Origin of the sequence: Phormidesmis priestleyi ULC007 (genome assembly GCF_001895925.1) — a bacterium.
In the GTDB taxonomy this organism is placed as follows: Bacteria; Cyanobacteriota; Cyanobacteriia; order Leptolyngbyales; family Leptolyngbyaceae; genus Phormidesmis_A; species Phormidesmis_A priestleyi_A.
The window spans coordinates 14,547-36,301 of record NZ_MPPI01000005.1; the positions used below are offsets into that span (position 1 = coordinate 14,547).

Below are 21,755 nucleotides of genomic sequence, written 5' to 3' on the forward strand. Positions count from 1 at the left end.
AAGATTATAGTTTGCGATCTTAAGGCAACACAGGCTTTAAATCGAGGTGTGGCTCGACTGCATCGGCTAACTGATCGAGCAACAGTTCTCGCTGTTCACGATAGTTAGGAACGCCTGTCGGCAAAGACCCCAAGCCACGCTGCTGACGCAGGCGATTTAACCAGGCACGTCGCCAAGGGCCATTGTCAAAAATGCCATGCAGATAAGTGCCCCAAATCGAATGAGTCTCATCGATCAACCCCAGATTTTGGTCATCAAATAAAAACTGAGTGCCTTCGGGTTCGATCAGGCGTGTGCGCCCCTGGTGAATCTCGTAACCTGAGACAGGCAGCCCCTCTTGAGGAAAGTTAGACGTGACGTTGCGCTGGCGGGCAACTTTTTGCCCCGCAATCACGGTTCTGATCGGCAGCAGCCCTAACCCGCGATAGCGACCTTCTTGACCTTCGATGCCTTCGGGGTCTGCCAAAATTTTGCCCAACATTTGATAGCCGCCACAAATGCCCAAAATGGTGCCACCCGCCGCCGCATATTTTTGCAGCTCTTCTGCCATGCCAGATTTGTGGAGCGCGACGAGATCAGCGATCGTTGTCTTCGAGCCGGGAATAATCACCGCATCAGGATGACCCAGCGATTGTTTTGGGTGAATATATTTGACCGAAACGCTAGGCTCTGCTTCGAGCGGGTCAAAATCAGTAAAGTTGGAGATGCGCGGCAGACGCACCACCCCGATCGTCAATTCACCACTCGATGTCTCTTGGCGATCGAACAAACTCAGCGAGTCTTCAGCCGGAAACGCAGTATCTAGCCAGGGAATCACCCCCACCACCGGAATTCCCGTCCGTTTTTCTAGCCAGTCAATGCCCGATTGCAGCAGCGATCGCTGTCCGCGAAACTTGTTGATAATCACCCCTTTAATCAACGCCCGCTCATCGGGATCGAGCAGCTCAAGGGTGCCAACCACATGGGCAAAGGCTCCACCGCGATCGATGTCTACCACTAGCAGAGTCGGCGCATTCAGGTGTTTAGCGACTCGCATGTTGGTCAGATCACGATGCTTGAGATTGATCTCAGCCGGACTGCCTGCCCCTTCACAAATTAGAAGATCAAATTCTTCGCCCAGACGACGCAGCGACTCTTCGATCGCTTGCCATCCCTGGTCAAAAAATTTCTCATAATACTCGGCGGCTCCGATTTTGCCGATGACTCTGCCCTTCAGCACGACTTGAGAGGTCATGTCTCCCTGCGGCTTCAGCAAGATCGGATTCATCTCAACCCACGGCACCACACCCGCTGCCCATGCCTGAACTGCCTGAGCATAACCAATCTCGCCCCCATTTGCCGTGACGTAGGAGTTGAGCGCCATGTTTTGCCCCTTAAACGGAGCCACTCGCCAACCCCGCCGAGCCAAGATGCGACACAGGGCTGCCGTAACCAGCGATTTTCCAGCGTGGGATGTGGTTCCCACCACCATGATGGCTTTCATGAAACACCTCTAATACTGGGGGGGCAAAGCAGCATAATGTCTAAACTCCGGGTAAGGAGACTCTTTTTAGAAGGGCAATCGAAACCAGCGACTCAAAGCATTGTGGAAGCGATCGCTCCAACTAGGTTGCAGGTCAGTGCGTCCTGAGTTGTACCACCTGGCGACTAGTTGATGACCCAGGGGCGTGAGACGAAAGCTGTCAGTCAGACCTTGACCATCGACTTCTCGTCGGAGCAGCCCGACTTGGATCAGCCACAGCAGTTCACCTTCGGCTATTATCTCAGTCACAGCACGCTTGCTATATTGGTGCCGTATGCCCAAGATGCCCGCAACTGCTAGAAGTGAGACACTTTTGGTGAGCATTGTGGCATAGAACTTTAACCGGAAGGGCGCACACCGAACGGCTCGCTCTGCTCGATCGAGGGTTTTTTGAGAATAACGAATCGATGAATGAGGCGTGATGGAAGTCATTCAACACGAGGGGCCAGAACCCAATCAATAATAGGTTAAAAAATACAAACACATTTAACATTCTATGGGCTTTCTTTACCAGTGTGGGAGCTATATGGCAAGCTAACCGTGATTTCTTTTACACCAACTTAGTTTAAGTGACCGATCCGCGTGAAAGCGCAGGATGGTGTAGGGGCATGACATATCGTGCCCTCTCTCTAGATGCTGAACCCCAAAAACCGTTGCAAGATCTCTCAGAGATTTGCGATCGCTCTATCGCTCTTGAAGAATTTGCTTTAGGATTTGGACAAAGAATTCTTTAACTGGTGTAACTCGACATGACTTCTCCCCCTGAACCGCCCCCTTCTCGAAGAAAGCTTGATACCGATGAATTGATCGCCATCTTGGTGGCGTTTGGCAGCATTGGCGCAATTCTCTTTTGGGCGATCGGACGATCAGACCCTAAATTTAACCTTTCTTCAACGTCTGGAGGGCTAATTTCCCCGTCTGCCTCGGTGCCCAGACCGGGTGTGACCAATGCTCCAGGCGTGAATCCTCCCATTGCCGCAATCCCATCTCCATCTCCCGAACTAATTACACCCGACAATGTTCCTAACGTTGTCCCGGTTCCGGTGCCAATCCCGACTCCGCCTACTCAAGTCTACTCAAGTCCCCCTCCACAAGTGACTGCATTCTCAGACGTTCCGACGGCTTATTGGGCGGCTCCCTACATTGCAGAATTGACCCAGCGCGGCGTTTTAGGAGGGTTTCCGGGTGGAACGTTTCGACCTGATAAACCCGTCACACGAGCCGAGTTTGCAGACATTGTTAGCAAAGCGTTTGACCAAGCTAAAACTCGTCCCGCATTGCAGTTTCAGGATATTGCATCTACTCATTGGGCCAGTGGCTCGATCGAGACCGCCGTGCAAACCGGATTTATGAATGGCTACCCCGGTGGGGTGTTTCGGCCCAATCAACCGATTCCGCTCTCTCAGCTTCAGGTGGCTCTGGTGACTGGCTTAAATCTACCCGCCCCAGCAAATCCTGCCCAAATTGTCGGCAAATATGCGGATGCTCAAGAGGTGCCGAAGTGGGCAGTTGATAAAATTGCCACCGCGATCGAGGCTGGGTTAGTGCCTAGCTACCCGGACGATAACAAGCTGACCCCCAACCGCAACGCAACTCGTGCTGATGCTGCTGCGTTAGTTTATGAGGCGTTGGCAAAGCAAGGCAAGGTCAAGCAAATCCAGAAGTAACTAACCCGAAGTTTTGGAGAATCCCGAAACCGTGAGTGGCGATCCAGAGTTGCCAGGGTTTGTGCTGCGGATGGCAAGAATTTGGTGAAGCGATCGCCTCTCTAGAAGCAATCCGTGGTCAAGCAATCAACCGTCAAAGGTAAACAAGTACAGAAGTACTATGCGACGGTTCTGTGGTATGTCCTCATAGCTGGCACCAAATCGACAGTATGACCACCTTCCTTACAGACTCCACAGATATTACTAGGATTCATTTTGCCTCAAAGTTAAGCCTGAAGCAGCGCAGTGAGTTGGGTCAGTTTTTGACTCCTGCTCCAATCGCTCGTTTTATGGCAGGACAATTTAGCAATCTGGCAGGTCATGTCAGATTACTAGATCCTGGAGCGGGGGTTGGATCATTAACCACCGCTTTTGTAGAGCGACTATTAATCAGTTCTGATAAGGTTGAAAGCTGCTTTATAACAGCATATGAAGTTGAGCCAATTTTCCTACCATCTTTAAAGCAAAGCCTTGCGGAGTGCTGTATAGCTTTAGAAAACAAAGGAATTAAAGCAAACTATTGTTTATGCGAAGAGAGCTTTATAGAAGCTGCTGCCGAAGTAAATCTACCCCTCTTTACTCGATCTCCTATTAGTTTTACTCATGCGATTCTAAATCCTCCTTACAAGAAGATCAGCAGTCAATCAATTGAAAAGAAGATTCTTTTAAGTCTTGGAGTCGAAACTGTCAATCTTTACAGTGCATTTGTCTGGCTTGCGATGTTACAGGTTGCTGAGGGTGGAGAGATCGTAGCTATTACGCCAAGAAGCTTTTGTAACGGCACGTATTTTCGTCCTTTTCGTAAAGCTCTTCTGGCAGAGATGGGGCTTGGGAAAATTCATGTATTCGAGAGTCGTTCAGCAGCTTTTGCAGAAGATAACGTGCTACAAGAAAACATTATTTTTCAGGCTACTAAAACAAAGCTTAAACCTGATTTTATAGAAGTCACTAATAATTCTGGAAATGCCTTAGGTGAATTTTCAGAAAAGAGACTTGTTCCTTATAGCGAAGTTATTGAAACCAGCGACTCTGAGCAATTTATCCATATTATTACAAACTCTCTTGAAGATGCGTTGAGAGTGCAGATGGATAAGTTGCCCTGCACCTTAGATGAGCTCAGTTTAGAAGTGTCAACCGGCCCAGTTGTAGACTTTCGCCTCAAGTCAGCTTTGAGGAGTTGTTTGGATGAGAAGAGCATCCCGTTGATTTACCCAGAATCAATGAAGGCAGGGGAAATTTCGTTTCCACCCAAGAATCCTCGGAAGGCGATCGCAATTGAACCAAACCAGGAAACACAGAAATGGCTGATTCAGAGAGGTTGGTATGTTTTAACAAGGCGTTTTTCTGCTAAAGAAGAGAAACGTCGCGTTGTGGCTGCTGTGTGTTCTCCTATGAAGGAACCATTACTAGGCATAGAGAATCATCTCAACTACTATCATGCCAAAGGTGAAGGTATGAATCCTGATCTTGCACGGGGTTTAGCTGCATTTCTGAATTCAACGCTATTCGACAACTACTTCCGTCAGTTCAGCGGTCACACACAAATCAACGCAACAGATTTGCGTAGAATCAAATACCCTCGTAAAGATGATTTAATTTCTTTGGGAAGCCAAGTCGATGACTCTATATCCAATCAAGAACGACTTGATGAGCTTGTCCATAAAGCTCTGTCAATTATGAGCGAAGTAACCAATGCAATTCAGGCTAGTAAACGCATTGAAGAGTCCCTTGTGATTCTCAAGGATGTTTCTGCTCCGAGGGAGCAGCAGAATGAACGTTCAGCACTTTGCTTACTGGCATTGGCAAACGTTCTACCTGAAACTCCTTGGAGTCAGGCGACAGCCCCAAGGCGCGGAATTACCGAAATGATGGATTGGTTTCGTGATTACTACGGTAAACAATACGCACCCAATACACGCGAAACAGTACGACGACAAACAATGCACCAGTTCGTGCAGATAGGGTTAGTGATTGAGAACCCTGATCGCCCCGATCGACCCATTAATAGCCCCAAGTGGTGTTATCAACTTCATCAACAAGCACTCTCCCTTCTTCAATCGTATGGCTCTGAACAATGGGAAGAGGCTCGTGAGAATTACGTTGTTTCAGTCAAAAACCTGTTGCAGGATAGAGAGCGAAATATATCGATGATTCCTGTTAATTTGCCTAATGGTCAGGCAATCCAGCTTTCATCGGGTGGACAGAACATATTGATAAAAGACATCTTAGAGAAATTTTGCCCCCGATTTACGCCAGGAGGCACGGTACTATATGTGGGCGATGCTGGAGATAAATTTATCGTTAACGAAACTCAGAAGTTTCGAGAAATTGGGGTTCAACTAGACCCCCACGGTAAGATGCCGGATCTTGTAGTGCATTATAAAGGGCAGGACTGGCTGGTGTTGGTAGAAGCCGTAACTAGCCACGGTCCAGTTAATTTAAAGCGCCATAATGAATTGAAGCGACTTTTTCAGTCAAGTAGTAAGGGGTTGGTCTTTGTGACTGCTTTCCCAAGCCGCAAGCAAATGACTCGATATCTTGCTGAGATTTCTTGGGAAACAGAAGTTTGGGTAGCCGACCAACCGGATCACATGATTCATTTCAATGGAGAGAGATTTCTCGGACCCTACGAAGAGCCGGAGAATCGTTCTTGAAAATATCGGTTGTGACAGTACACCTAACCATTAAATGCGCTGCAATGGACAGGCGAAACTTTTTAGCAATGATGGAGAAGTCACAGACTGCCGTTGAGCTTCACCATAAGGTGGGTGGTTGCCGTAGCAAGGCGCTTAAATGGAGATGGTTTTCTTATTACGGCATATCAGACCGATGCGATGAAGGAGGGTCAAACCGAATGGCTCAAATAAAGGTGTTTTACGAACCTGAGACTGAACTGTTAAGCGTGTTCTGGCAGAATCCAAGAAAAAATCAGATTGCCACAGAATTGGGTGATGGAGTCATTTTGCTCAAGGATGGAGTAAGCGGTGAGCCAATTGGTTAGAGGTCTTGTCTTGTCATCCCGGAGATGCTCGTTTCGATGCAGTTAGTGTTGAGCTAGGTTAATCGAACTGAATGCAGCCAGCTAACATCCTTTGGATCAGATTGCAAAAGAGGGAGAGTTTGTCAGCGAATCCTTCCTCTTTTGCAGTCGATCGATCGTCAAACGCTAGAAAACATAAGCTGACTTAAGTGCCCACAAAATCAATACTGCAATGCTTCCTAGAATGACGATCGCAGATGCGGTGAGAGCAGCAGCGCTATCTGCACCCTCGAATTTCATGATGCCGCGATTTAAGTCTGACATGGTGGGAAATCCTTTTGAGTGTGGTGTAGAAAGTTGTAGATCCGCCTCTACGGTAGTCAAGAAAAAGCAGTTTGTTACGATTTCTAAAGCATTATTTTAGCTTTTGTTTTTGATAAGTGTCCGTAATGTCGTCCTTTCCTGAGACTTTAAGAATACGATCGCTCAATCTCACCTCACACGCCAAGATAGAAAGGCAATTTTATAGACATCGATGCTGATGAAACTTGTGCTGCTGATCGGGGGGATTCTCATCGTCGTATTGATTTTTTTAGAGGTTTTTCTACAGTTAGCGTTTGGGTTTGGCAATCCCTTACTATATGAGAGCGATCGTCAAATCGGCTACCTGTTAACGCCTAATCAAAATGTCCGTCGTTTCGGCAATCGCATTCAAATTAACCAACACTCAATGCGAAGCGGCGTTATCTCTGCAACTCGTCCCGACTCAACGCTGCGGGTTTTAATGATTGGAGACTCGATCGTCAACGGTGGCTGGTGGACTGATCAAAAAAACACCCTCTCCGAAGTGCTGACCGCGCAATTAAAAGCATTCAAATCGGGTTCTGTCGAAGTTCTCAACGCCTCTGCTAACTCCTGGAGTCCTCGTAACGAGTTGGCGTATCTTCAGCGATTTGGACTTTTTCAGGCGCAGGTACTTGTGCTGGTGATCAATACCGATGATTTATTTGCGACGGCTCCAACTTCGCTTCCTGTGGGGCACGATCGTAACTATCCCGATCGTAAACCGCCATTCGCCCTTGCAGAAGTGGTTAGCCGCTACCTTCTCCCGGCTCCGCCAATGTCAGAAGCGTTGCAGGCAGTACAGGCAGAAAGTGGCGATCGAGTCGGCATCAACTTAGAGGCGATTCGTCAAATTCATCAACTCTCTGATCAAAACAACGCTCGATTCTTGCTCGTCATGACCCCGCTGTTAAGAGAACTTGAACATGCTCCAAGAGACTACGAACTTGTTGCCCGTCAGCGTTTGTTAGACCTGACTCAAACAGAATCGATTCAATACATCGATTTCTTAACGGTTTTTAGTGCGGGAGTCAAAAAGCCGAAAGATGTTTACCATGATCACATTCATCTCAACCTGGCAGGAAATAAACTAGTGAGTGATTGGATCAGCAAAACGCTTCACGAATCTTAAAGCTCACCACTGAATCAGTCAGATAACCAGCATTTTGGAGGAACGGACTATGGCTTTAGAAGGGATTGATGTCTCTACTTATCAAGGCGATGTTGATTGGGCAACGGTTGCAAATCAAGGCATTCTCTACGCGTTTGCAAAGGCAACTGAGGGCGCAAGCAGCACCGACCCGTCCTTCACTCGCAACTGGACGAACATGAAAACTTTTGGCGTTGTCCGGGGTGCCTATCACTTTTTTCGGCCTGCTAAAGACCCGATCGTGCAAGCCAATAACTTCTTGCAGTTGGTCAAAAACAGTTTAGAAGCGTCCGATTTGCCGCCCGTTTTAGATTTAGAAGTGATGGACGGCTTAGATGCCCCAACGGTAATCAATAACGCTCTTAAATGGATCTCAGCGATCGAAACCGCTACTGGAAGAAAGCCGATCGTCTACACCTATCCTTCATTTTGGGAAGATAAGCTGGGTAACCCAACCCAGTTTTCTAACTACCCACTCTGGATTGCTAACTTTGGGACGCGCACTCCCTCTCTTCCGAGTGCTTGGCGAAACTGGGCATTCCATCAATACTCAGAATCCGGGAAGCTACAGGGCATTCAGGGCAATGTCGATCTCAACCAATTTAATGGCACCCTTGATGATTTGCAAAAGCTGTTGAAGGGTAAGGTTCCGCTGCGAGTTGGCTCTAGAGGGCAAGTGGTGCTGGAGTTACAGCAATTCCTTAAAGCCAATGGTTTCGACCCAGGTACGCCCGATGGAGCATTTGGCGCTAAGACAAAATCTGCGGTTGTGAGCTACCAGCAAGCAAAACGCCTCGCCCCCGATGGCATTGTTGGAGCAGCCACTTGGACAGCCCTGCAATCGACTTCTCAACCCACTCCAACCCCTATACCCACTCCAAAGCCGACTCCTGCCCCCGCACCCACGCCAGTGCCAGCAGGTATCAGTTTAGTCAGTGTTGCTAAAAACTATCGATCGCTGCCTCACCAAGATCAAGCACTCAACTGGTTACAAGGACAAATTCCTCAAGAGGTGATCGAGGGGTTTGCCAAGCGCTGGCGGCAGATGTAGTTTAGATTTTGGGTTTTGGAGGTTTTGTTGCTGTCTGATAGTTTTTCAGAAAACCCAGCTAGAACCATCCAAAATCCAAAATCTAATATTATAATTTATTGCTCTTCCGCGTTTAAGTCTTGTCGCCAGCAATGCTCTAGCAGATGCAACTCCGATCGCAACCAGCAATGCTCTAGCTGCTGAATGTTGTGATATCGCCAGAATCGACGTGGACGAGCAAAAAAGGGTTGAGCAGGGTGAAAAAGTGGTTGATTGAGATAGGCCCAGAGAGGAAAGCGAGGAGCTCGACTGTCTTCTGTGTGGAAGCGATCGTTCATGTCAATAACAATAACTAAACGGCTGATTGCGAGCTTCTGCCAGAATCACGGCTAACCTGGCAGAAGATTGCGGTAGTGGTTCAGGGATCTGACACCTACCCAAAGAGTGATTTTTAGATCACCAATCAGCCAATCAGTATGGCACTGATTCATTTAGTTTTGGGAAAAGAAAGCGTTACTTTGTCAAGGTTTTATGGTTTTCTTGGCAAAATATTAGAGAATTCACCTATTTGTAAACTTCGATTGAGAGAAGACAGATTCTTTAAAGGAAGATTTGGCGCTATTTCACCATAAAGTACTTTCGATCGCCGCTTTCTTGACTAGCGGTTAATAAATCCTGTCTTGCCCATTCGTCAGCCGCCAAAATATCGTCTAGGCATGGAGTTGCTTGATTTTGAGACTGGTAGTGATCGCAAGTCTGCTCAATCAATCGAGGAATGTCTAAAAAGCGAATCTTCTCATCTAAAAATAGGGCCACAGCTTGTTCGTTTGCGGCATTCAGAACGGCAGGTAAACAGCCTCCAGCGCGACCTGCGGCGTAGGCAAGTCCCATGCAAGGATACTTTTCGTGATCGGGTTCTCTAAAGGTGAGATTGCCTGCTTTAACGAGGTTTAACCGCTCCCAGTTGGTGGGGAGACGATCGGGGTAAGACAGCGCGTAGAGCAGTGGCAGCCGCATATCTGCCCAACCCAGTTGAGCCAGCACTGATGTGTCTTGCAGTTCGATCAACGAGTGAATGATGCTCTGGGGATGAATGACAATCTCAATATCGTCGTAATCTAGGCCAAACAAATAGTGGGCCTCGATCACTTCTAAGCCTTTGTTCATCAGGGTTGCAGAGTCTACAGTGATCTTGCGACCCATCGACCAATTGGGATGTTTGAGCGCGTCGGCAACCGTGACATCAGCTAGTTTTTCGACTGCCCAATCTCTAAACGCGCCGCCCGAAGCCGTTAATAAAATCTTTCTCAGTCCGCCTTTTGGGACTCCCTGCAAACACTGGAAAATCGCAGAGTGTTCTGAATCTGCGGGCAGGAGTTTCACGCCATGCTTTTCTACCAACGGCAAAACGACCGGGCCACCCGCAATCAGCGTTTCTTTATTTGCTAAAGCGATGTCTTTGCCTGCTTTGATCGCGGCGATCGTCGGCAGCAATCCCGCACATCCCACAATGCCAGTCACGACGGCTTCGGCATCGCCATATTGGGCAACCTCAACGACTCCGGCACTTCCGGCTAAGAGAATGGGCTGCGGATCGAGATCAGCGATCGCCGCTCTCAATTCGGGTAGTTTGTCTTCATCACAAATGGCAACAATTTCAGGATGAAACTGACGGATTTGTTGGGCGAACAGTTCTACGTTGCGTCCTGCTGCCATGCCGACGATCCGAAACTGATCGGGATATTGGGCAACAATATCGAGGGTTTGAGTCCCAATTGAGCCAGTTGAACCAAGGAGGGAGATTGCTTTCACGATCGCTGATCCGGTGACACTTTAGGATTATCTTACTCTGTAGTGAAATCTACTCAATAAAAGCTACAGAGTAATGAGGTCATGAAACAACATCGTGATCATTCTACGAATGACTCGCATCGATCGCTGATCACCCTTTCCAGGGTCAAGATGTTTAAGTTCACCTTTGACGATCGCATCTGTTCCATTTTCGTAGTAGTGCCTGAGTTTTTGAATGGTAGGTAGCTCTAGATTTGGATCAATGATGATGGCCATCGTGCACCATCGCCACAATGCTCGACGGATATCGCTTCTTCCGCCTGCTTTTTCTCCTTGAGTTCCGCCTGATTGGTATTGCACCATGCCGACTCCTAGAGCCAGTTTGAAGCTGGCTAGGGAGCGATATCGTTTACTACCTTCAATGCGCTCAATAATGGGTTTTCCATCCGCTCCTAAAAATTGGCTGATGGGATAAATTACCCCTAAAAGTGCGGCGCTCGTGCGATCGCCGATTGCGTAACGGTCGAAGACTTGCAAATAAGGCTGAAACTCGTCTCTCTCCATCTCTTGCGCGATTTCTTGCTCAATCAGAAACTCTCGCTCTTCAACCAGAATTAGCTGGTGAGCAAGTCCTTGGCTAAAGCTGCTAATTCCCGTTCCGATCGAGGTCGATAAGATTTTTTCCCATTTTGCGGATGGATTGCCGATCATGGCTCTTAAGACTCCTGGTGGATTCTGAGTCAGCCAGTTGCGATTGATCTGTTTTTGAGCAATTTCGGGGCACTCGTGGGCAAGCTGGAGACGCAATCGAGCCACGATCGGATTACGAATCCGCGTCAGGCTTTCCAATTGGTGAACTAGATCTCGCAAGCGGCTCGAAACGCCTCGAATAAAGAACTGTGGACGATTCCACCGCTCTAATCCGTAGCAGGCAAGCGCGATCGCGTCGAGGCGATCTGACTTGTTAAAGACTTTCCACGATTCTCGATAATTGGCAATTTCCCGATGCCCCACCCAGCGCACTTCTCGACCCGCTTGAATCAGATGATGGGCCCAGATTTTGGAGTAGTGCGCGCCTGTTGGCTCCATCAGTGCCCCATCAAACGGTAGGGCAAGTAACTGAGTAATGCCTTCACGATCGGCGGCAAACTCTAACTTTTTAAATCCCTGCTTGAACCGTTTTAAATCGGGCGGAATTTCCGATAGAATGCACACTGAAATTGAGGATCGACTGATGTCAATCCCGGCGACGGTGATATTGGTTCCCATTAGTTGATCCTTAATCTCTGAAGACCCGCAAGTAAGGCATTACCGCGAGTCCATACTTCTGTTAAATCGGTTTGGGAGGGGCAATCTGGAAGACCTGTAAGATAATAAGTCCCCTTTTTCCAGAGACCCTTAATCTCTGAAGTCCGTAGACCCTTAAGGTTTTAAGTCCCCAGATTGCGCGATCGGCTTTGGACACCTACCGCGACGGGTCATGCAGTCACAACCCGTTTCGTCTGTGTGTCAGGCAGACTCATCAGGCGTTGCTGGTCGATCGGGATTGACTTCGATTCGCGTTCCACCGTATCCACGGCATCTCTGGTGCTCGATCGCCTCGATGACCTCCTCCACTTGCGAGTCGCTCATCTCCTGAGTGTTCTGGTAAGCCAGGGTTGCAACTTGCCCCATCCAAAACTCAGGGGAGGAATCTGTTTGCTGACTGAGGGCAATCACGGCAAGCGTCGTCATCCTCGTGTGGTAAACGAGTTCGCGCTTGACATTGATCGGTAGGGTTCTAAAGTCGATCATGCTGACTCCTCTCGATAAATCGGTTCTCCATCAATCCAGCCGATCGGCACTTCAAGGCGGTTGCTAGGGGGAATGAGCGGCGGGTCATCTCCGTAAGCTTGCTCCAAGTCAGCAGCGATCGCTTTTAACCGGATCGCGACCTCGATCGGGCGATCGAACTCTAGAATCCCTGCCAAAATGCCTCCAACTTCAGTCAAAACGTGGGCTTGCCATTCCGTCAGTCGGTAGCTCATATCAGTGTTGGTTAGTGGCTCTGCCATCGTGTTGATGGGCGATGTTGCGCCCGATGTATTCGATATTAAAAGCGGCATTGGGATATCTGGCTGATAGCTGAGAAATGCAAGCCATCGCCTCTCGGTGGCGGGCAAAATCACCCGCAACCGATTTAATCACGCCTCTAGAACCTGACCACCAGACACGCCATAAAGCATCACTACTCATGGCGCATTCCTCCGATCCAAATCATTTCAAATTGGGCGTTTACCGTGTGCTTTCTCAAATCTTTGAGGCATTTTTGAGCGTCGATCGTGAGAATAAAGCGATGTTTGAGCAGGTGACGGCATTCTGGGGTGATACAGAGAATCCCCCATCGGGGTTGAGTTTCCATGTTTAATCTCCTTAAGTGAAAGAGGAAAGGACGATCGACGGCTCAAGGACAGTGAGTGGATCGATCGCCCAAACTTTGAGGAAAGGACGGTGCCTCCGCAGCATTAGTGAGTTCAACCGTCCAAACTTTTAGCCCGCTTTTGCCGCGTCTAGCCTTTCGTCTAGAAGGTCAAGGAGACTGAGGGCACGACCAAGGGGAAGGTGTTTGAAGAGTTCAAGAATCTGTTCTTCCATCTCTTCTGGGGTCAAAGGCGGCATTGGTAACTCCTTAATCAAGACTTTTTGCCGTTCGGGGAGGAGCTGGCGGAAGAGGTCGGTAATCTGTTGTTCGGTGTTTTCTGGGTTCATAAGATGTTCGGGAATAAAGAGTGAATGCCAAGCATCAAAGCTCATAGGTTTTCAGGAAGGGTTGACAGGCTTGAGTGGCACAATCCTGTACAGACGAGTCTGGTGTAATGGCGATTACGATCGCTTGTGATCCACTCCAAGACAATAAGATTGTACCCCTAATATAGGAAGAGTGCTACTATCAGGGGAACAATATAATTAAGGGTGTGGATCAAACACACTTCTTTCATTGCGGGTACAATAGGAGGAATACAATGTCTAAGACCAATGCCAAAAGCCAAGCACAATCAACACGGGGAACTGAAAAGCGCAGAACTGAAGGTACGGATAAGTCCGACAGCGAAGGAGGGGTTACAACGTCTAGCGAAGAATCTGAACCTGTCAGTGGGCGAATTTTTCGAGCGGCTGGGGCGGGGACAGTTGGAGGAATTATTGGGGGAATTGTTACCCGGATGATTCAAGAGAAGCAAGAACGCATCCGGGAAGCGAGAGAGTGTATTGAGTGGTATCAGCGAGAGGAAGCCAGACGGCTTGACGAACTTGCTGATTTACAGCAACTTGCCGAACAAATGCAGCCCGAAACGGAAGACTCTGAAGAAGGTTCTGAGGGCGATCGTGAAGTGGAGGCGTAAAACGCTATAGCTTGAGTGGGAAAGCTAAACTTACGTCTCTTTAAAAACAACAAACCCCGCACAGCTTAAATTATGTGCGGGGTTTTCTATATTTAGCTTGGGCGATCGCGTTACTGCTGGCTTGCCTGAACGTGATATGAGTATGCCTCCATACAAGTTGCTGGGAATTTCTCGAACCCTGACTCAACGTCGGACATAAGTTCCTGTAAGCCTTCCAGGTAGGTGACTTCCTGCTGCTGTTTTCTCTCGTGCTTAGTCAGTGCCCTCGAAATTCCCATTAGTTCAGTTCGCGGCTCTATGCACTTTGCCTCAAGCTGGTTCAGCAATTCAGCATAGGGTCTAACCACTTCTGGCTGCTTAGAGTCTTTACCATCCAGACTCGCTAAAGCCACTTCTGGCAGTAATCCTGATTGTTCAAAGCTTGCAACGGCTTTGTCTAGCTTAGTTCTCGACTGTTGATAGCGAATTCCTACCAAAACAAAATTGATGCAGGTCATGACGATAATGGCGATCACCATTTTGCCCATCAGCCCTTCTAGTCGTTGTCTAAAGTTGTTCATGGTCAGTTCAATTAACGTCTCTTGCTTCAGCGTTCCCAACGCTCAACCGCTCAGAGCAAATTGGCTATGAATCACTGCACTCACCCCCGCGCGATCGCAGGTCTCGACGGCACCTGGTGCCCCGATTGCCATCAAACATTTCCTTCAGTGCCCTCACTCCATCAGCAATTCAAGAATTCCGCCTCGCAACAAGTCCGTAAACTACAAGCTTGTAAATCCATTCCGTCAGTACCCTTAGAAACTCGTGACGAGATGATCCCATCAATTCCGTCAGTCTTCCCAGAGGGTAAGGTGTGGATGAAAACGCGCCCCTACCGATCGCGCGGTGCCCTCTACTACAAATTTGCCTGGGGCATCGGCAGCGCGATCAAGCAAAACATTCACATTCCCGGCGGCTGCACCGATAGCCCGATTTCGACAGCCCGACGGGAAATGGTCGATCACTGGATTGAGTTGGGGCATTCACCCGGTCAGATTGTGGGGGCGATCGGCAAGTGGAGACGCAAACCGACCCTGAACTAGTACACTTGACACCCTCAGAAAACTTTCACATCCTAAAAAGATATAAAAAATCGCTGTGAAAGACCATGAACTACCAACAACTCTCACTCATCGAAAGCGCCGAAACCCCTACTACGCCGTTGCTTACGGAGCGTCCCCCGCGTTCCGTTAACGATTTAGCTTCCGGCTTCACCCACAAGATCTATGAGGTTCCATCGCGTGGGCACCGCTATTATCGCTATGTGGTCAATAGTGGTCACGAAGTCATTCAATCCCTGTCCATTCCCGGCGGCAACACGACCAACAAAATCGCTCAAAAACGAGCTAAGTTAGTGCAGGAATACCTCGATCGCGGGGTTTGTCCCAGCGACATTATCAACCTGATTGGGAGCTGGCAACTAAGAGACAAGCGCTAGAGCATGGCCGCGATCGCCGCCACTTCCGAGTCACTCACCTCGATATACCGTTGCAGGTTGCCTAAACTGGCATGACCTGAGAGGGCTTGAATTTGTCGGATTCCTGCCCCCGATCGTGAAAGCGTCGTCAAACTCCCTCGCCGGGTGGAATAAGTCGAAAATCCTCGCAGCCCTAATTTCTCAAACACCCGGCGCAATCCCTTGTCGTAGGCAGAAAAGGTGAGATGCCCTGCTCGACCGGGAAACAAATAGCCCTCCGATGGAGCGGAATAGGCTTTCAGTTCTTGTCTGAGCGCCGTTGCGATCGGCACCTCACGCGTTTTCTTATCCTTGCGAGTCCGTGCCGCGATCACCATTTTCTCTAGGGGCACCCGTGCAGATCCATACACGTCACTCACCTGCAATTGCAAAATTGCCGAGGGTCGTTCGGTCGTGTACCAACACAGGGCAAAAATCAACCGATGTGAATCATTTTTGATTTCACCCAACACTTTCTGAAACATCTCTTTTGTGAGTGCTTCCGCTTGACCACACCGATTAATTTTCATATCTCACTTTTGTTCTAGGAAGCGGCGAATCTAGGAACTACCCTTGCTTGCAGCATTCCCACTTTCTCCGCGTCCTTATCTCCGTAAGATTCCTAGACTTTCACTCGTGTCTCACTTTTGTCTAGAAGTGGGATATTTTTAGTGAAGTCGTTCGTGTTACCACTTTTGTTAATCAGGGAATTACTGAAGGAGTGAACTTAGGTAATTTTTTATGACTGCCATCACTATCGCTACTGACATTCCTAGCTCGATCGTCACCCTTGAACAGCTCCACGCCTGGAGTGGACTGACTCTCGATCGCATTAATCCCTCTCTCGCCGTCCTAGAAGCTGAAAACCTCGCCCAATTCGTGATGCAAACAGGCATTTTTTCGGCTGCGGACAATTCTAATCGATTGCTGGTTCGCTCCTCGTTTGCGATCGATCCCGACTTCATCAGCAATCGCACAAAAAAACTATGGATGTTCACAAAAGAATTTTCTGGTGTGTCCATTCCCCAAGCGTTTAAAGAGAACTAATGGCAAGCCCTAGCGATTTTGATCAACTAGCGGCGCGGGCGAAGTTTCAGAAAATCTACGATTTCAAGCCAGCCGCACAGCAAAGTGATGGCTATTTTCGCCCCAAATATCCACCGCCACCGCCTAAAGTCGCACCCAAGGAAATTAACGATAGTTGGATGCGTGCCGAGCGGCGGATTGATCAGGGCTTCAACACCCCGCGACCGCTTCAGAATAATCCCAACGTCGATCGCTCTCTAGTGCCGGGGCAGAAAATCTCACCGGGCGGTGGCGGTGCCAATCCAACCGCACCGCGAACGCCAAACTTCTTAGAGCGGGGACTCAACCGACTGACTGGGGAGAGTCCAGGCGCGCAGGTGGGGAACCGTAACCCCATCACCGCGAACCCGATTACCGGACCCCTCTCCGATCGTGTGGCCAGGAGTTTAAAGGGCCTCGCTAATCCCGTTTCTTATATACCGGGATTGGTCGGGGGGCAAGCATCCGATCAAATTAATCAATATGACGAGCGGCTGCGGCAAGATGTGCAACAACTGCTAGAAAAAGCTGGGGTGCCGCGTGCAATAGCGGATGCGGCCTCTAGACTTTACGACACGGGCAATAAACTTCAGAATGGGGGCGAGTATACGCCGGGAGGTCAAGCCACCAATCCAACCCTGGTTAACAAAGCGCTTGACCTTGCCAAGCAATTTGCTGGCCAATCAGGAATCCTCGGGCCATTAAACCAAAGCATTAAAGATAGCGGCATTCCTGACTGGCTTAACCCCTTCAAGGACACCTCAAAAAATGGGGAGAGAACTAATTACCCAAACCCCAGCGACAAGCCCAGCGCTGAATCTAAAGCGTGGTTTCCCAATGCAACAAAAATCAGGGTTTGGTCTCCCAACAACAGGCGGTACGTAACTTACGGAATGCTGTCTTACAGCATCACAGCACTCCCTAAATACAATCAGGGCACGTCACAAAACCCGAAAATGTCAGCTAGAAGTGGCAACTTCACCTATCTCCGAGAGGGGACTGACGATTATATAATCCAGTTCTCTTTTTGGACGTATGCCGATTCTTTCGCGACCTTCAAGGTAGCGCAAGGAAGTTTTAACTGTGAACCCTGGACGCTTGAAAACCTCGGACTCGACCCAACCGTAAAGGACCCCAACCCAGAATCACCCGAAAATATTGTTCCAGAAACCAATCAGCCGTTTTTTCCCCCGCTCCCTAAATATCTAGATGACATAGCGCAACCTTATCCACCAACGATTCTTGACCCAAACGACTTCCGGCATCCCGGTAAACCACCAACACCGCCCACGCTGCCGTCTTGGCCATCTTTGCCACAACTAGATCCACCGCCATTCGACCCCCTCAAGGAAGAAAAAAAAGAGCAAGAAGCGAACCCTGTAGCGCCGATCTTCCCTTCATTCAACCCTACAGACACACCCAGACTGCCCATTCCTCAAGACCCTATTCCGACTCCTCCCACCTTTCAGCCGATTCCACCCACGAACGATCCAACGCCTCAGAACCCTAACCAACGGCTGAACGATCGGGGCATTTTCCCGGCAACTAAAGCGACGATCACACCGACCGTCTCAGGTAGCCCGTTGTCACCCGATGTTGAAATCGGCGGTGACCCCGTTCGCCTGAAGCCGATTAACCCTAAAACCAAACCGATCCCTACCACTGACCCAGACCCAACAGAACAGAAGAAAAAGGATGACGAGAGAACCCTTCCTTTCCCTCTACTCCCCCCCATCTTTCCACGACCGACCGGGCCCACTGGCACGATCGACCCGCAAACGGCTGACGATATCACCAAGAGCAAGAATCCGCCGCCTCCACCTGTGGGCACTAAGCCCAAATGTCAGGACGGCTGTATGGCTGGGCTAGAAACCGGACAGCAATCAATCTTAGACAAGCTGAATGGCAACGGCTTAAACGTTGGGCTGAATGCGGCTGAGTTAGGATTGCTGACCACTATTAACAACAAAATGGGTGATCAGTTGACGGGCGGTCTATCTGGAAAGTTAACCCGGCTGAGTTCATGGCTGCATCTCGATCGAGCACTTAATTTAATGACTTATGCCAACACTCTGCACAATGCTTACTTCTTGAGTTCTGGATTGACACAAACATTGTTCAGCATGATCAGCAATGTACTTGCAGTTGTTGGCATTAAAGACGCTGAAAACAATCCTCTAGATATTGGCTCCGTACTCGGAAAGGCAGCAGATGCTTACGCTAAAACTGTGCTAGGAGTAACAACAGTAGACGGAATCAAAGCGGAATGGAAAAAGTACAGCAGAATCTACGCGGCGGCGGCTAGTCTTTTATGGTCAATGCAATCAATCGGACAATCAATCTTAGGTGCCTTGGAAGTTGTTGGTTCAATGGTTGCGAAAATCGGAAACGCGCTTAGAAAGTTCGGTGCAATCGGTGAAAAAGCATTCGGCTGGATGAATGACACGCCTAACTATCAAAACAGATTCTTTACAGCATTAGAGAAGACAGAAGAGGTTGTTAGTCAAATAGATCAAGTAGCAAGTGAAGCGCTATCAATCAAGGACACTGTTGATCAGATAGGAGTACAAAAGAAAGAGTTAGACGATGCGCTCAAACAAAATGAAGAGAGTAAACAGGGTAAGGAATTATCAGAAGCCGCAAAACTGAAGACTGACGAAACGAAAAAGAAAACAGATAGTCAACCGCCGATTGTCCCTCCTACAGCCGAGAAGAAGCCTGAGAACTAACCTATGCCACTACCCGTTGATTTCAGTTCTTGGGAACATTTACAGTCCACAATGATGCAGGTACAAAACCGCATCGTTAGAGAAGAGTTTAATGATTTAGGCGATGAAAGTTGGGACGATGATATCACCCAACCTAGAGGTAGTCTGAGAGTCGCTTCTACGCTAAGAGATAATGACTCTGCGATCGAAACACTCAATAAACTGTTGTTCTTTTATGTTGTTCTTAGAAAAGCAGCAGACTTACAGGCTCCGATCTACGGTATTCCCGTCACCACTTTCCAAGATTCTGTTAAGTTCCTTCCTCAAGTGCGATTGTTCTTCTTGGAGGATTCAAGTCAAGTTGAAGAAGGTTACAGTCCGGTTGAGGCTGAGATCACATTCAGAGTGATGAATGAAACGAGCGAATCAATGACAGAAGCAAAGGCTAAAGTTACTGCTAATAAAATTAAAACTTTGTTCTGTGCGGGTAACGGTTTTGCCTGGAAAAAAGGACGCGAATTGTGGATGTATAAAGAGCCAGCTAAAGGCTACAATTTGCAGCTTTACGCGTGGAATGAAACAGAGGCGAAAAAAGTTATTGAACAGATTTTAGATGTTCAAAGCGACACTCCAAACTGGGAGAAACATTTAGAGGGCACGACGAAGAAAAAGACCTTCCGCACTATCCCGGCTTCCAGTCGGATTTACGGAAAGGTCAGACGGGAGGCAAGAGAGCGCCCGATCGCCACAGTTCGGTTTCGCTATGCAGAGCTAAAAATACATGGACTGCCCAACGATGTGCAGCTCGTCGATCGGACTGGCTTCCGCCACAACCCGTTAGTCAAGGCAAACTAGTCGCTTTTCCCAAAATTGCCAAAAAGTGACTGGAACCCTTAGGGTTCCGGGTGCGAAAAATGATGCAAAACGCTTGCTGCGAGGGCATCACTAGAACTATCGAGCTAACTCATCCACAATCCTTTTATTTCTATGAGCACCCGCAAGACGGTTTTACAATTACAACGGCAGCTAGACGAGGCGAAACGCCGCGCTGCTTACGTTGCCCCTCAGCGAGAAGAAGGCGCAGCTACTCAGCGACGCCCTAAGAGCGCCATCAAGTACGGTTGCACCTCCGCCCCTAGCACTGACTTTACAATTCAAGGCTCTAAAGCTGGCATCATCTTTTTTGGCGGTGAAGCGGCATTAGGACTGGCTGACGCAGGCTCTGATCCGACTGCACCCAAAGGCTTTCACCCGAATCGGATTTACGCAATGATTTCCGATGCTTCGCCTCAAGTCGTGAGAGCAAAAGCGAGTAATCGGGCCTACACTCGATACGCTCGTGGCACTCGTGGCAGCAATACCCAGAGCACGTTTTCGGCTCCGATTAGCGACATAACGACTCCGACAATGGCATCGGTTCGCGCCAAGTTTGGCACCGTTGCCAACTCCAAGAAAGATGAAGTCGGCGGTTCTTACGGGCGCATCTGGTTCGAGCCGGAACGCCTCCCCCTAGTCGAAAGCGGTAACTAATGAAAGAACTGCTACTCGCAACGCCCGCGCTCTGGTATCCAGGGCAGAGTGAAACGGAGTGGCAAGAAGAGGTTGATGCGATGGTCGAACGGACATACATTACAGCCGCGTTCATGCGGGGTGAAGTGTATGTCGATTCCTTTTTGGATTACCTCGCTGAGACCTATGCCGACCCGCTTGAAGTGGCTGATAGCTGGGATGAGGAGCTGTGCTTAATCTCAATCTAAGCAATGCTGGCTCCTGGCGGCTTGTCTATTCCCAGTTGCACGTTGGTAATCCTGAAGCCCGTAAAACTCGGTCAGCGATGATCGACATTATTGAAATCCCCGTAACCATTCCCGGCAGGATTTTGGCAGTAGGGGCAAGCTACATCGCGGCTCCTCCCACTTGGCACGTTGCAGGCTACTTCTATCAAGAGGTAGGAGGGGTGGCTTTAGATGATGCGCTAGTTTTTCCGGGTGTAGGCGGCTCCCCCACGGCCGTACTCGATGCCTCGAAACGGCGCATTGTGCTCAACACGATCGAGATGCACGTCTTTACGCGCTTCGCCACAGAACACCGCTATCGATTTGAAGCGATGCGATGGATTCCGCGCCTGACTTTGGTGGTGTGGGAATACATCGGAGCCGAAACAGACAGTACAGAAGACCTATTGCAAACCGTCCGTGTCGATTTGGCACGAGTCGAATTTAAGGTGAATCAATTATGACGATGATGAATATTGCAGGTTTGAGTCAGAATTTGCCCGATGAAGCCATTACTTGGGCAGGGTTTGGCGAACCCGTGCGGTTAAATTTCACTTTGCTTTCAGGCGAGTCTTTAACGCCTGAATCGAGTGCACTGGAAGCGATGACTAAATTGCTGAACGGACTCTATCAGCAACAGATCGAACTGAATCAGGTTCGCGCACAGACTGGGTTAGCGCCGATCGCGGTTGTGACTCGGACGGTAGACACCAATGCTGATGGCAACCCGATCGTGACTTTGGCGCTCTCGCTTGAAATTGATCTGAATGCCTCCCTGAATAATCTGATTGATCCCACAGATGAGGGCTAA

The 21,755-nt window shown here is 48.9% G+C and carries 29 protein-coding genes; 16 read left to right on the forward strand and 13 right to left on the reverse strand.

What is annotated here, in order from left to right:
• Positions 1–19: 19 nt before the first annotated feature.
• Together cobQ and BRW63_RS05960 are read right to left on the reverse strand one after the other, a co-directional pair.
• Positions 20–1,483 carry a cobyric acid synthase CobQ gene (gene cobQ, locus BRW63_RS05955; protein ID WP_073070002.1) on the reverse strand — a complete coding sequence of 488 codons (1,464 nt, stop codon included), beginning with the start codon at positions 1,481–1,483 and terminating at the stop codon, positions 20–22.
• A gap of 66 nt (positions 1,484–1,549) precedes the next feature.
• Entirely contained in the window at positions 1,550–1,954 is a 405-nt protein-coding gene (locus BRW63_RS05960) for an Npun_F0494 family protein (protein ID WP_073070003.1), read from the reverse strand.
• Between the two features lie 176 nt (positions 1,955–2,130).
• Between BRW63_RS05960 and BRW63_RS29470 the strand changes: the two genes are divergently transcribed.
• From BRW63_RS29470 to BRW63_RS05975, 4 genes are all read left to right on the forward strand, one after another.
• The gene (locus BRW63_RS29470) at positions 2,131–2,256 is read left to right on the forward strand and encodes a hypothetical protein (protein ID WP_262983525.1); all 126 of its coding nucleotides are present in this window, start codon (positions 2,131–2,133) and stop codon (positions 2,254–2,256) included.
• Between the two features lie 15 nt (positions 2,257–2,271).
• Positions 2,272–3,189 (forward strand): S-layer homology domain-containing protein, encoded by a 918-nt coding sequence (locus BRW63_RS05965; protein ID WP_073070004.1) that lies wholly within the window; start codon positions 2,272–2,274, stop codon positions 3,187–3,189.
• Positions 3,190–3,398: 209 nt separating this feature from the next.
• Positions 3,399–5,882: a BsuBI/PstI family type II restriction endonuclease gene (locus BRW63_RS05970; RefSeq protein ID WP_073070005.1), complete on the forward strand. Its 2,484-nt coding sequence runs from the start codon at positions 3,399–3,401 to the stop codon at positions 5,880–5,882.
• Positions 5,883–6,082: 200 nt separating this feature from the next.
• A complete protein-coding gene (locus BRW63_RS05975) occupies positions 6,083–6,229 on the forward strand; it encodes a hypothetical protein (protein WP_223257306.1) in 147 nt (48 codons plus the stop codon).
• Positions 6,230–6,394: 165 nt separating this feature from the next.
• On the opposite strand, the gene BRW63_RS28125 is transcribed toward BRW63_RS05975, so the two are convergent.
• Positions 6,395–6,532: a hypothetical protein gene (locus tag BRW63_RS28125; protein WP_181314350.1), complete on the reverse strand. Its 138-nt coding sequence runs from the start codon at positions 6,530–6,532 to the stop codon at positions 6,395–6,397.
• Positions 6,533–6,743: 211 nt separating this feature from the next.
• On the opposite strand from BRW63_RS28125, the gene BRW63_RS05980 reads away from it, so the two are divergent.
• Positions 6,744–7,682: an SGNH/GDSL hydrolase family protein gene (locus BRW63_RS05980; protein ID WP_223257307.1), complete on the forward strand. Its 939-nt coding sequence runs from the start codon at positions 6,744–6,746 to the stop codon at positions 7,680–7,682.
• A 49-nt stretch (positions 7,683–7,731) separates the two neighbouring features.
• A complete protein-coding gene (locus tag BRW63_RS05985) occupies positions 7,732–8,751 on the forward strand; it encodes a GH25 family lysozyme (protein ID WP_073070006.1) in 1,020 nt (339 codons plus the stop codon).
• 95 nt (positions 8,752–8,846) lie between these two features.
• On the opposite strand, the gene BRW63_RS05990 is transcribed toward BRW63_RS05985, so the two are convergent.
• The 8 genes from BRW63_RS05990 to BRW63_RS06020 form a co-directional block, all read right to left on the reverse strand.
• On the reverse strand, positions 8,847–9,068 hold the full coding sequence (locus BRW63_RS05990; protein ID WP_073070007.1) for a hypothetical protein: 222 nt from the start codon (positions 9,066–9,068) through the stop codon (positions 8,847–8,849).
• A 280-nt stretch (positions 9,069–9,348) separates the two neighbouring features.
• The gene (gene dxr, locus BRW63_RS05995) at positions 9,349–10,542 is read right to left on the reverse strand and encodes a 1-deoxy-D-xylulose-5-phosphate reductoisomerase (protein WP_073070008.1); all 1,194 of its coding nucleotides are present in this window, start codon (positions 10,540–10,542) and stop codon (positions 9,349–9,351) included.
• Positions 10,543–10,605: 63 nt separating this feature from the next.
• The gene (locus tag BRW63_RS06000; RefSeq protein WP_073070009.1) at positions 10,606–11,790 is read right to left on the reverse strand and encodes an IS110 family transposase; all 1,185 of its coding nucleotides are present in this window, start codon (positions 11,788–11,790) and stop codon (positions 10,606–10,608) included.
• Positions 11,791–12,030: 240 nt separating this feature from the next.
• Positions 12,031–12,315, reverse strand: a complete 285-nt coding sequence (locus BRW63_RS06005; protein WP_073070010.1) for a hypothetical protein — start codon at positions 12,313–12,315, stop codon at positions 12,031–12,033.
• A complete protein-coding gene (locus BRW63_RS06010) occupies positions 12,312–12,575 on the reverse strand; it encodes a hypothetical protein (protein ID WP_143162012.1) in 264 nt (87 codons plus the stop codon). Before BRW63_RS06010 ends, BRW63_RS06005 begins: the two co-directional genes overlap by 4 nt.
• Positions 12,550–12,756 carry a hypothetical protein gene (locus tag BRW63_RS06015; protein ID WP_073070012.1) on the reverse strand — a complete coding sequence of 69 codons (207 nt, stop codon included), beginning with the start codon at positions 12,754–12,756 and terminating at the stop codon, positions 12,550–12,552. Before BRW63_RS06015 ends, BRW63_RS06010 begins: the two co-directional genes overlap by 26 nt.
• Complete coding sequence (locus BRW63_RS28130; RefSeq protein WP_181314351.1) at positions 12,749–12,922, reverse strand: hypothetical protein; 174 nt, start codon at positions 12,920–12,922, stop codon at positions 12,749–12,751. Before BRW63_RS28130 ends, BRW63_RS06015 begins: the two co-directional genes overlap by 8 nt.
• 128 nt (positions 12,923–13,050) lie before the next feature.
• Positions 13,051–13,314, reverse strand: a complete 264-nt coding sequence (locus BRW63_RS06020; RefSeq protein ID WP_073070013.1) for a hypothetical protein — start codon at positions 13,312–13,314, stop codon at positions 13,051–13,053.
• A 209-nt stretch (positions 13,315–13,523) separates the two neighbouring features.
• Between BRW63_RS06020 and BRW63_RS06025 the strand changes: the two genes are divergently transcribed.
• The gene (locus BRW63_RS06025) at positions 13,524–13,901 is read left to right on the forward strand and encodes a hypothetical protein (protein WP_073070014.1); all 378 of its coding nucleotides are present in this window, start codon (positions 13,524–13,526) and stop codon (positions 13,899–13,901) included.
• A gap of 110 nt (positions 13,902–14,011) precedes the next feature.
• On the opposite strand, the gene BRW63_RS06030 is transcribed toward BRW63_RS06025, so the two are convergent.
• A complete protein-coding gene (locus BRW63_RS06030) occupies positions 14,012–14,461 on the reverse strand; it encodes a hypothetical protein (protein WP_106253955.1) in 450 nt (149 codons plus the stop codon).
• Between the two features lie 66 nt (positions 14,462–14,527).
• On the opposite strand from BRW63_RS06030, the gene BRW63_RS27580 reads away from it, so the two are divergent.
• Positions 14,528–14,983 (forward strand): hypothetical protein, encoded by a 456-nt coding sequence (locus BRW63_RS27580; protein ID WP_143162014.1) that lies wholly within the window; start codon positions 14,528–14,530, stop codon positions 14,981–14,983.
• A 65-nt stretch (positions 14,984–15,048) separates the two neighbouring features.
• On the forward strand, positions 15,049–15,378 hold the full coding sequence (locus tag BRW63_RS06040) for a hypothetical protein (RefSeq protein WP_073070017.1): 330 nt from the start codon (positions 15,049–15,051) through the stop codon (positions 15,376–15,378).
• On the opposite strand, the gene BRW63_RS06045 is transcribed toward BRW63_RS06040, so the two are convergent.
• A complete protein-coding gene (locus BRW63_RS06045) occupies positions 15,375–15,926 on the reverse strand; it encodes a tyrosine-type recombinase/integrase (protein WP_073070018.1) in 552 nt (183 codons plus the stop codon). The two genes, BRW63_RS06040 and BRW63_RS06045, sit on opposite strands and share 4 nt — an antisense overlap.
• A gap of 211 nt (positions 15,927–16,137) precedes the next feature.
• On the opposite strand from BRW63_RS06045, the gene BRW63_RS06050 reads away from it, so the two are divergent.
• The 7 genes from BRW63_RS06050 (at position 16,138) to BRW63_RS06080 (ending at position 21,755) form a co-directional block, all read left to right on the forward strand.
• Complete coding sequence (locus BRW63_RS06050) at positions 16,138–16,443, forward strand: hypothetical protein (protein WP_073070019.1); 306 nt, start codon at positions 16,138–16,140, stop codon at positions 16,441–16,443.
• Positions 16,443–19,190: a hypothetical protein gene (locus BRW63_RS06055; protein WP_073070020.1), complete on the forward strand. Its 2,748-nt coding sequence runs from the start codon at positions 16,443–16,445 to the stop codon at positions 19,188–19,190. The genes BRW63_RS06050 and BRW63_RS06055 overlap by 1 nt, the downstream gene beginning before the upstream one ends.
• A 3-nt stretch (positions 19,191–19,193) precedes the next feature.
• On the forward strand, positions 19,194–20,024 hold the full coding sequence (locus BRW63_RS06060) for a hypothetical protein (RefSeq protein ID WP_073070021.1): 831 nt from the start codon (positions 19,194–19,196) through the stop codon (positions 20,022–20,024).
• Positions 20,025–20,156: 132 nt separating this feature from the next.
• The gene (locus tag BRW63_RS06065; protein ID WP_073070022.1) at positions 20,157–20,699 is read left to right on the forward strand and encodes a hypothetical protein; all 543 of its coding nucleotides are present in this window, start codon (positions 20,157–20,159) and stop codon (positions 20,697–20,699) included.
• A complete protein-coding gene (locus BRW63_RS06070) occupies positions 20,699–20,926 on the forward strand; it encodes a hypothetical protein (RefSeq protein WP_073070023.1) in 228 nt (75 codons plus the stop codon). The genes BRW63_RS06065 and BRW63_RS06070 overlap by 1 nt, the downstream gene beginning before the upstream one ends.
• Positions 20,908–21,408: a hypothetical protein gene (locus BRW63_RS06075; RefSeq protein WP_143162015.1), complete on the forward strand. Its 501-nt coding sequence runs from the start codon at positions 20,908–20,910 to the stop codon at positions 21,406–21,408. The genes BRW63_RS06070 and BRW63_RS06075 overlap by 19 nt, the downstream gene beginning before the upstream one ends.
• Positions 21,405–21,755 (forward strand): hypothetical protein, encoded by a 351-nt coding sequence (locus BRW63_RS06080; protein ID WP_073070025.1) that lies wholly within the window; start codon positions 21,405–21,407, stop codon positions 21,753–21,755. The genes BRW63_RS06075 and BRW63_RS06080 overlap by 4 nt, the downstream gene beginning before the upstream one ends.

Excerpts from the sequence above, each read along its gene's own strand:
- BRW63_RS27580 (WP_143162014.1), top strand. The coding sequence starts at position 14,528 with ATGAATCACTGCACTCACCCCCGCGCGATCGCAGGTCTCGACGGCACC.
- BRW63_RS06080 (WP_073070025.1), top strand. The coding sequence starts at position 21,405 with ATGACGATGATGAATATTGCAGGTTTGAGTCAGAATTTGCCCGATGAA.
- BRW63_RS29470 (WP_262983525.1), top strand. The coding sequence starts at position 2,131 with ATGACATATCGTGCCCTCTCTCTAGATGCTGAACCCCAAAAACCGTTG.
- BRW63_RS05990 (WP_073070007.1), bottom strand. The coding sequence starts at position 9,068 with ATGAACGATCGCTTCCACACAGAAGACAGTCGAGCTCCTCGCTTTCCT.
- BRW63_RS06045 (WP_073070018.1), bottom strand. The coding sequence starts at position 15,926 with ATGAAAATTAATCGGTGTGGTCAAGCGGAAGCACTCACAAAAGAGATG.
- BRW63_RS05985 (WP_073070006.1), top strand. The coding sequence starts at position 7,732 with ATGGCTTTAGAAGGGATTGATGTCTCTACTTATCAAGGCGATGTTGAT.
- BRW63_RS05975 (WP_223257306.1), top strand. The coding sequence starts at position 6,083 with ATGGCTCAAATAAAGGTGTTTTACGAACCTGAGACTGAACTGTTAAGC.
- BRW63_RS06040 (WP_073070017.1), top strand. The coding sequence starts at position 15,049 with ATGAACTACCAACAACTCTCACTCATCGAAAGCGCCGAAACCCCTACT.
- BRW63_RS06020 (WP_073070013.1), bottom strand. The coding sequence starts at position 13,314 with ATGAGCTTTGATGCTTGGCATTCACTCTTTATTCCCGAACATCTTATG.
- BRW63_RS06010 (WP_143162012.1), bottom strand. The coding sequence starts at position 12,575 with ATGGCAGAGCCACTAACCAACACTGATATGAGCTACCGACTGACGGAA.
- BRW63_RS06005 (WP_073070010.1), bottom strand. The coding sequence starts at position 12,315 with ATGATCGACTTTAGAACCCTACCGATCAATGTCAAGCGCGAACTCGTT.
- BRW63_RS28125 (WP_181314350.1), bottom strand. The coding sequence starts at position 6,532 with ATGTCAGACTTAAATCGCGGCATCATGAAATTCGAGGGTGCAGATAGC.
- BRW63_RS06060 (WP_073070021.1), top strand. The coding sequence starts at position 19,194 with ATGCCACTACCCGTTGATTTCAGTTCTTGGGAACATTTACAGTCCACA.
- BRW63_RS05960 (WP_073070003.1), bottom strand. The coding sequence starts at position 1,954 with ATGACTTCCATCACGCCTCATTCATCGATTCGTTATTCTCAAAAAACC.
- cobQ (WP_073070002.1), bottom strand. The coding sequence starts at position 1,483 with ATGAAAGCCATCATGGTGGTGGGAACCACATCCCACGCTGGAAAATCG.
- BRW63_RS05970 (WP_073070005.1), top strand. The coding sequence starts at position 3,399 with ATGACCACCTTCCTTACAGACTCCACAGATATTACTAGGATTCATTTT.
- BRW63_RS06015 (WP_073070012.1), bottom strand. The coding sequence starts at position 12,756 with ATGAGTAGTGATGCTTTATGGCGTGTCTGGTGGTCAGGTTCTAGAGGC.
- BRW63_RS06055 (WP_073070020.1), top strand. The coding sequence starts at position 16,443 with ATGGCAAGCCCTAGCGATTTTGATCAACTAGCGGCGCGGGCGAAGTTT.
- BRW63_RS06065 (WP_073070022.1), top strand. The coding sequence starts at position 20,157 with ATGAGCACCCGCAAGACGGTTTTACAATTACAACGGCAGCTAGACGAG.
- BRW63_RS06050 (WP_073070019.1), top strand. The coding sequence starts at position 16,138 with ATGACTGCCATCACTATCGCTACTGACATTCCTAGCTCGATCGTCACC.
- BRW63_RS05980 (WP_223257307.1), top strand. The coding sequence starts at position 6,744 with ATGCTGATGAAACTTGTGCTGCTGATCGGGGGGATTCTCATCGTCGTA.
- BRW63_RS06070 (WP_073070023.1), top strand. The coding sequence starts at position 20,699 with ATGAAAGAACTGCTACTCGCAACGCCCGCGCTCTGGTATCCAGGGCAG.
- BRW63_RS06030 (WP_106253955.1), bottom strand. The coding sequence starts at position 14,461 with ATGAACAACTTTAGACAACGACTAGAAGGGCTGATGGGCAAAATGGTG.
- BRW63_RS06000 (WP_073070009.1), bottom strand. The coding sequence starts at position 11,790 with ATGGGAACCAATATCACCGTCGCCGGGATTGACATCAGTCGATCCTCA.
- BRW63_RS28130 (WP_181314351.1), bottom strand. The coding sequence starts at position 12,922 with ATGGAAACTCAACCCCGATGGGGGATTCTCTGTATCACCCCAGAATGC.
- BRW63_RS06025 (WP_073070014.1), top strand. The coding sequence starts at position 13,524 with ATGTCTAAGACCAATGCCAAAAGCCAAGCACAATCAACACGGGGAACT.
- BRW63_RS05965 (WP_073070004.1), top strand. The coding sequence starts at position 2,272 with ATGACTTCTCCCCCTGAACCGCCCCCTTCTCGAAGAAAGCTTGATACC.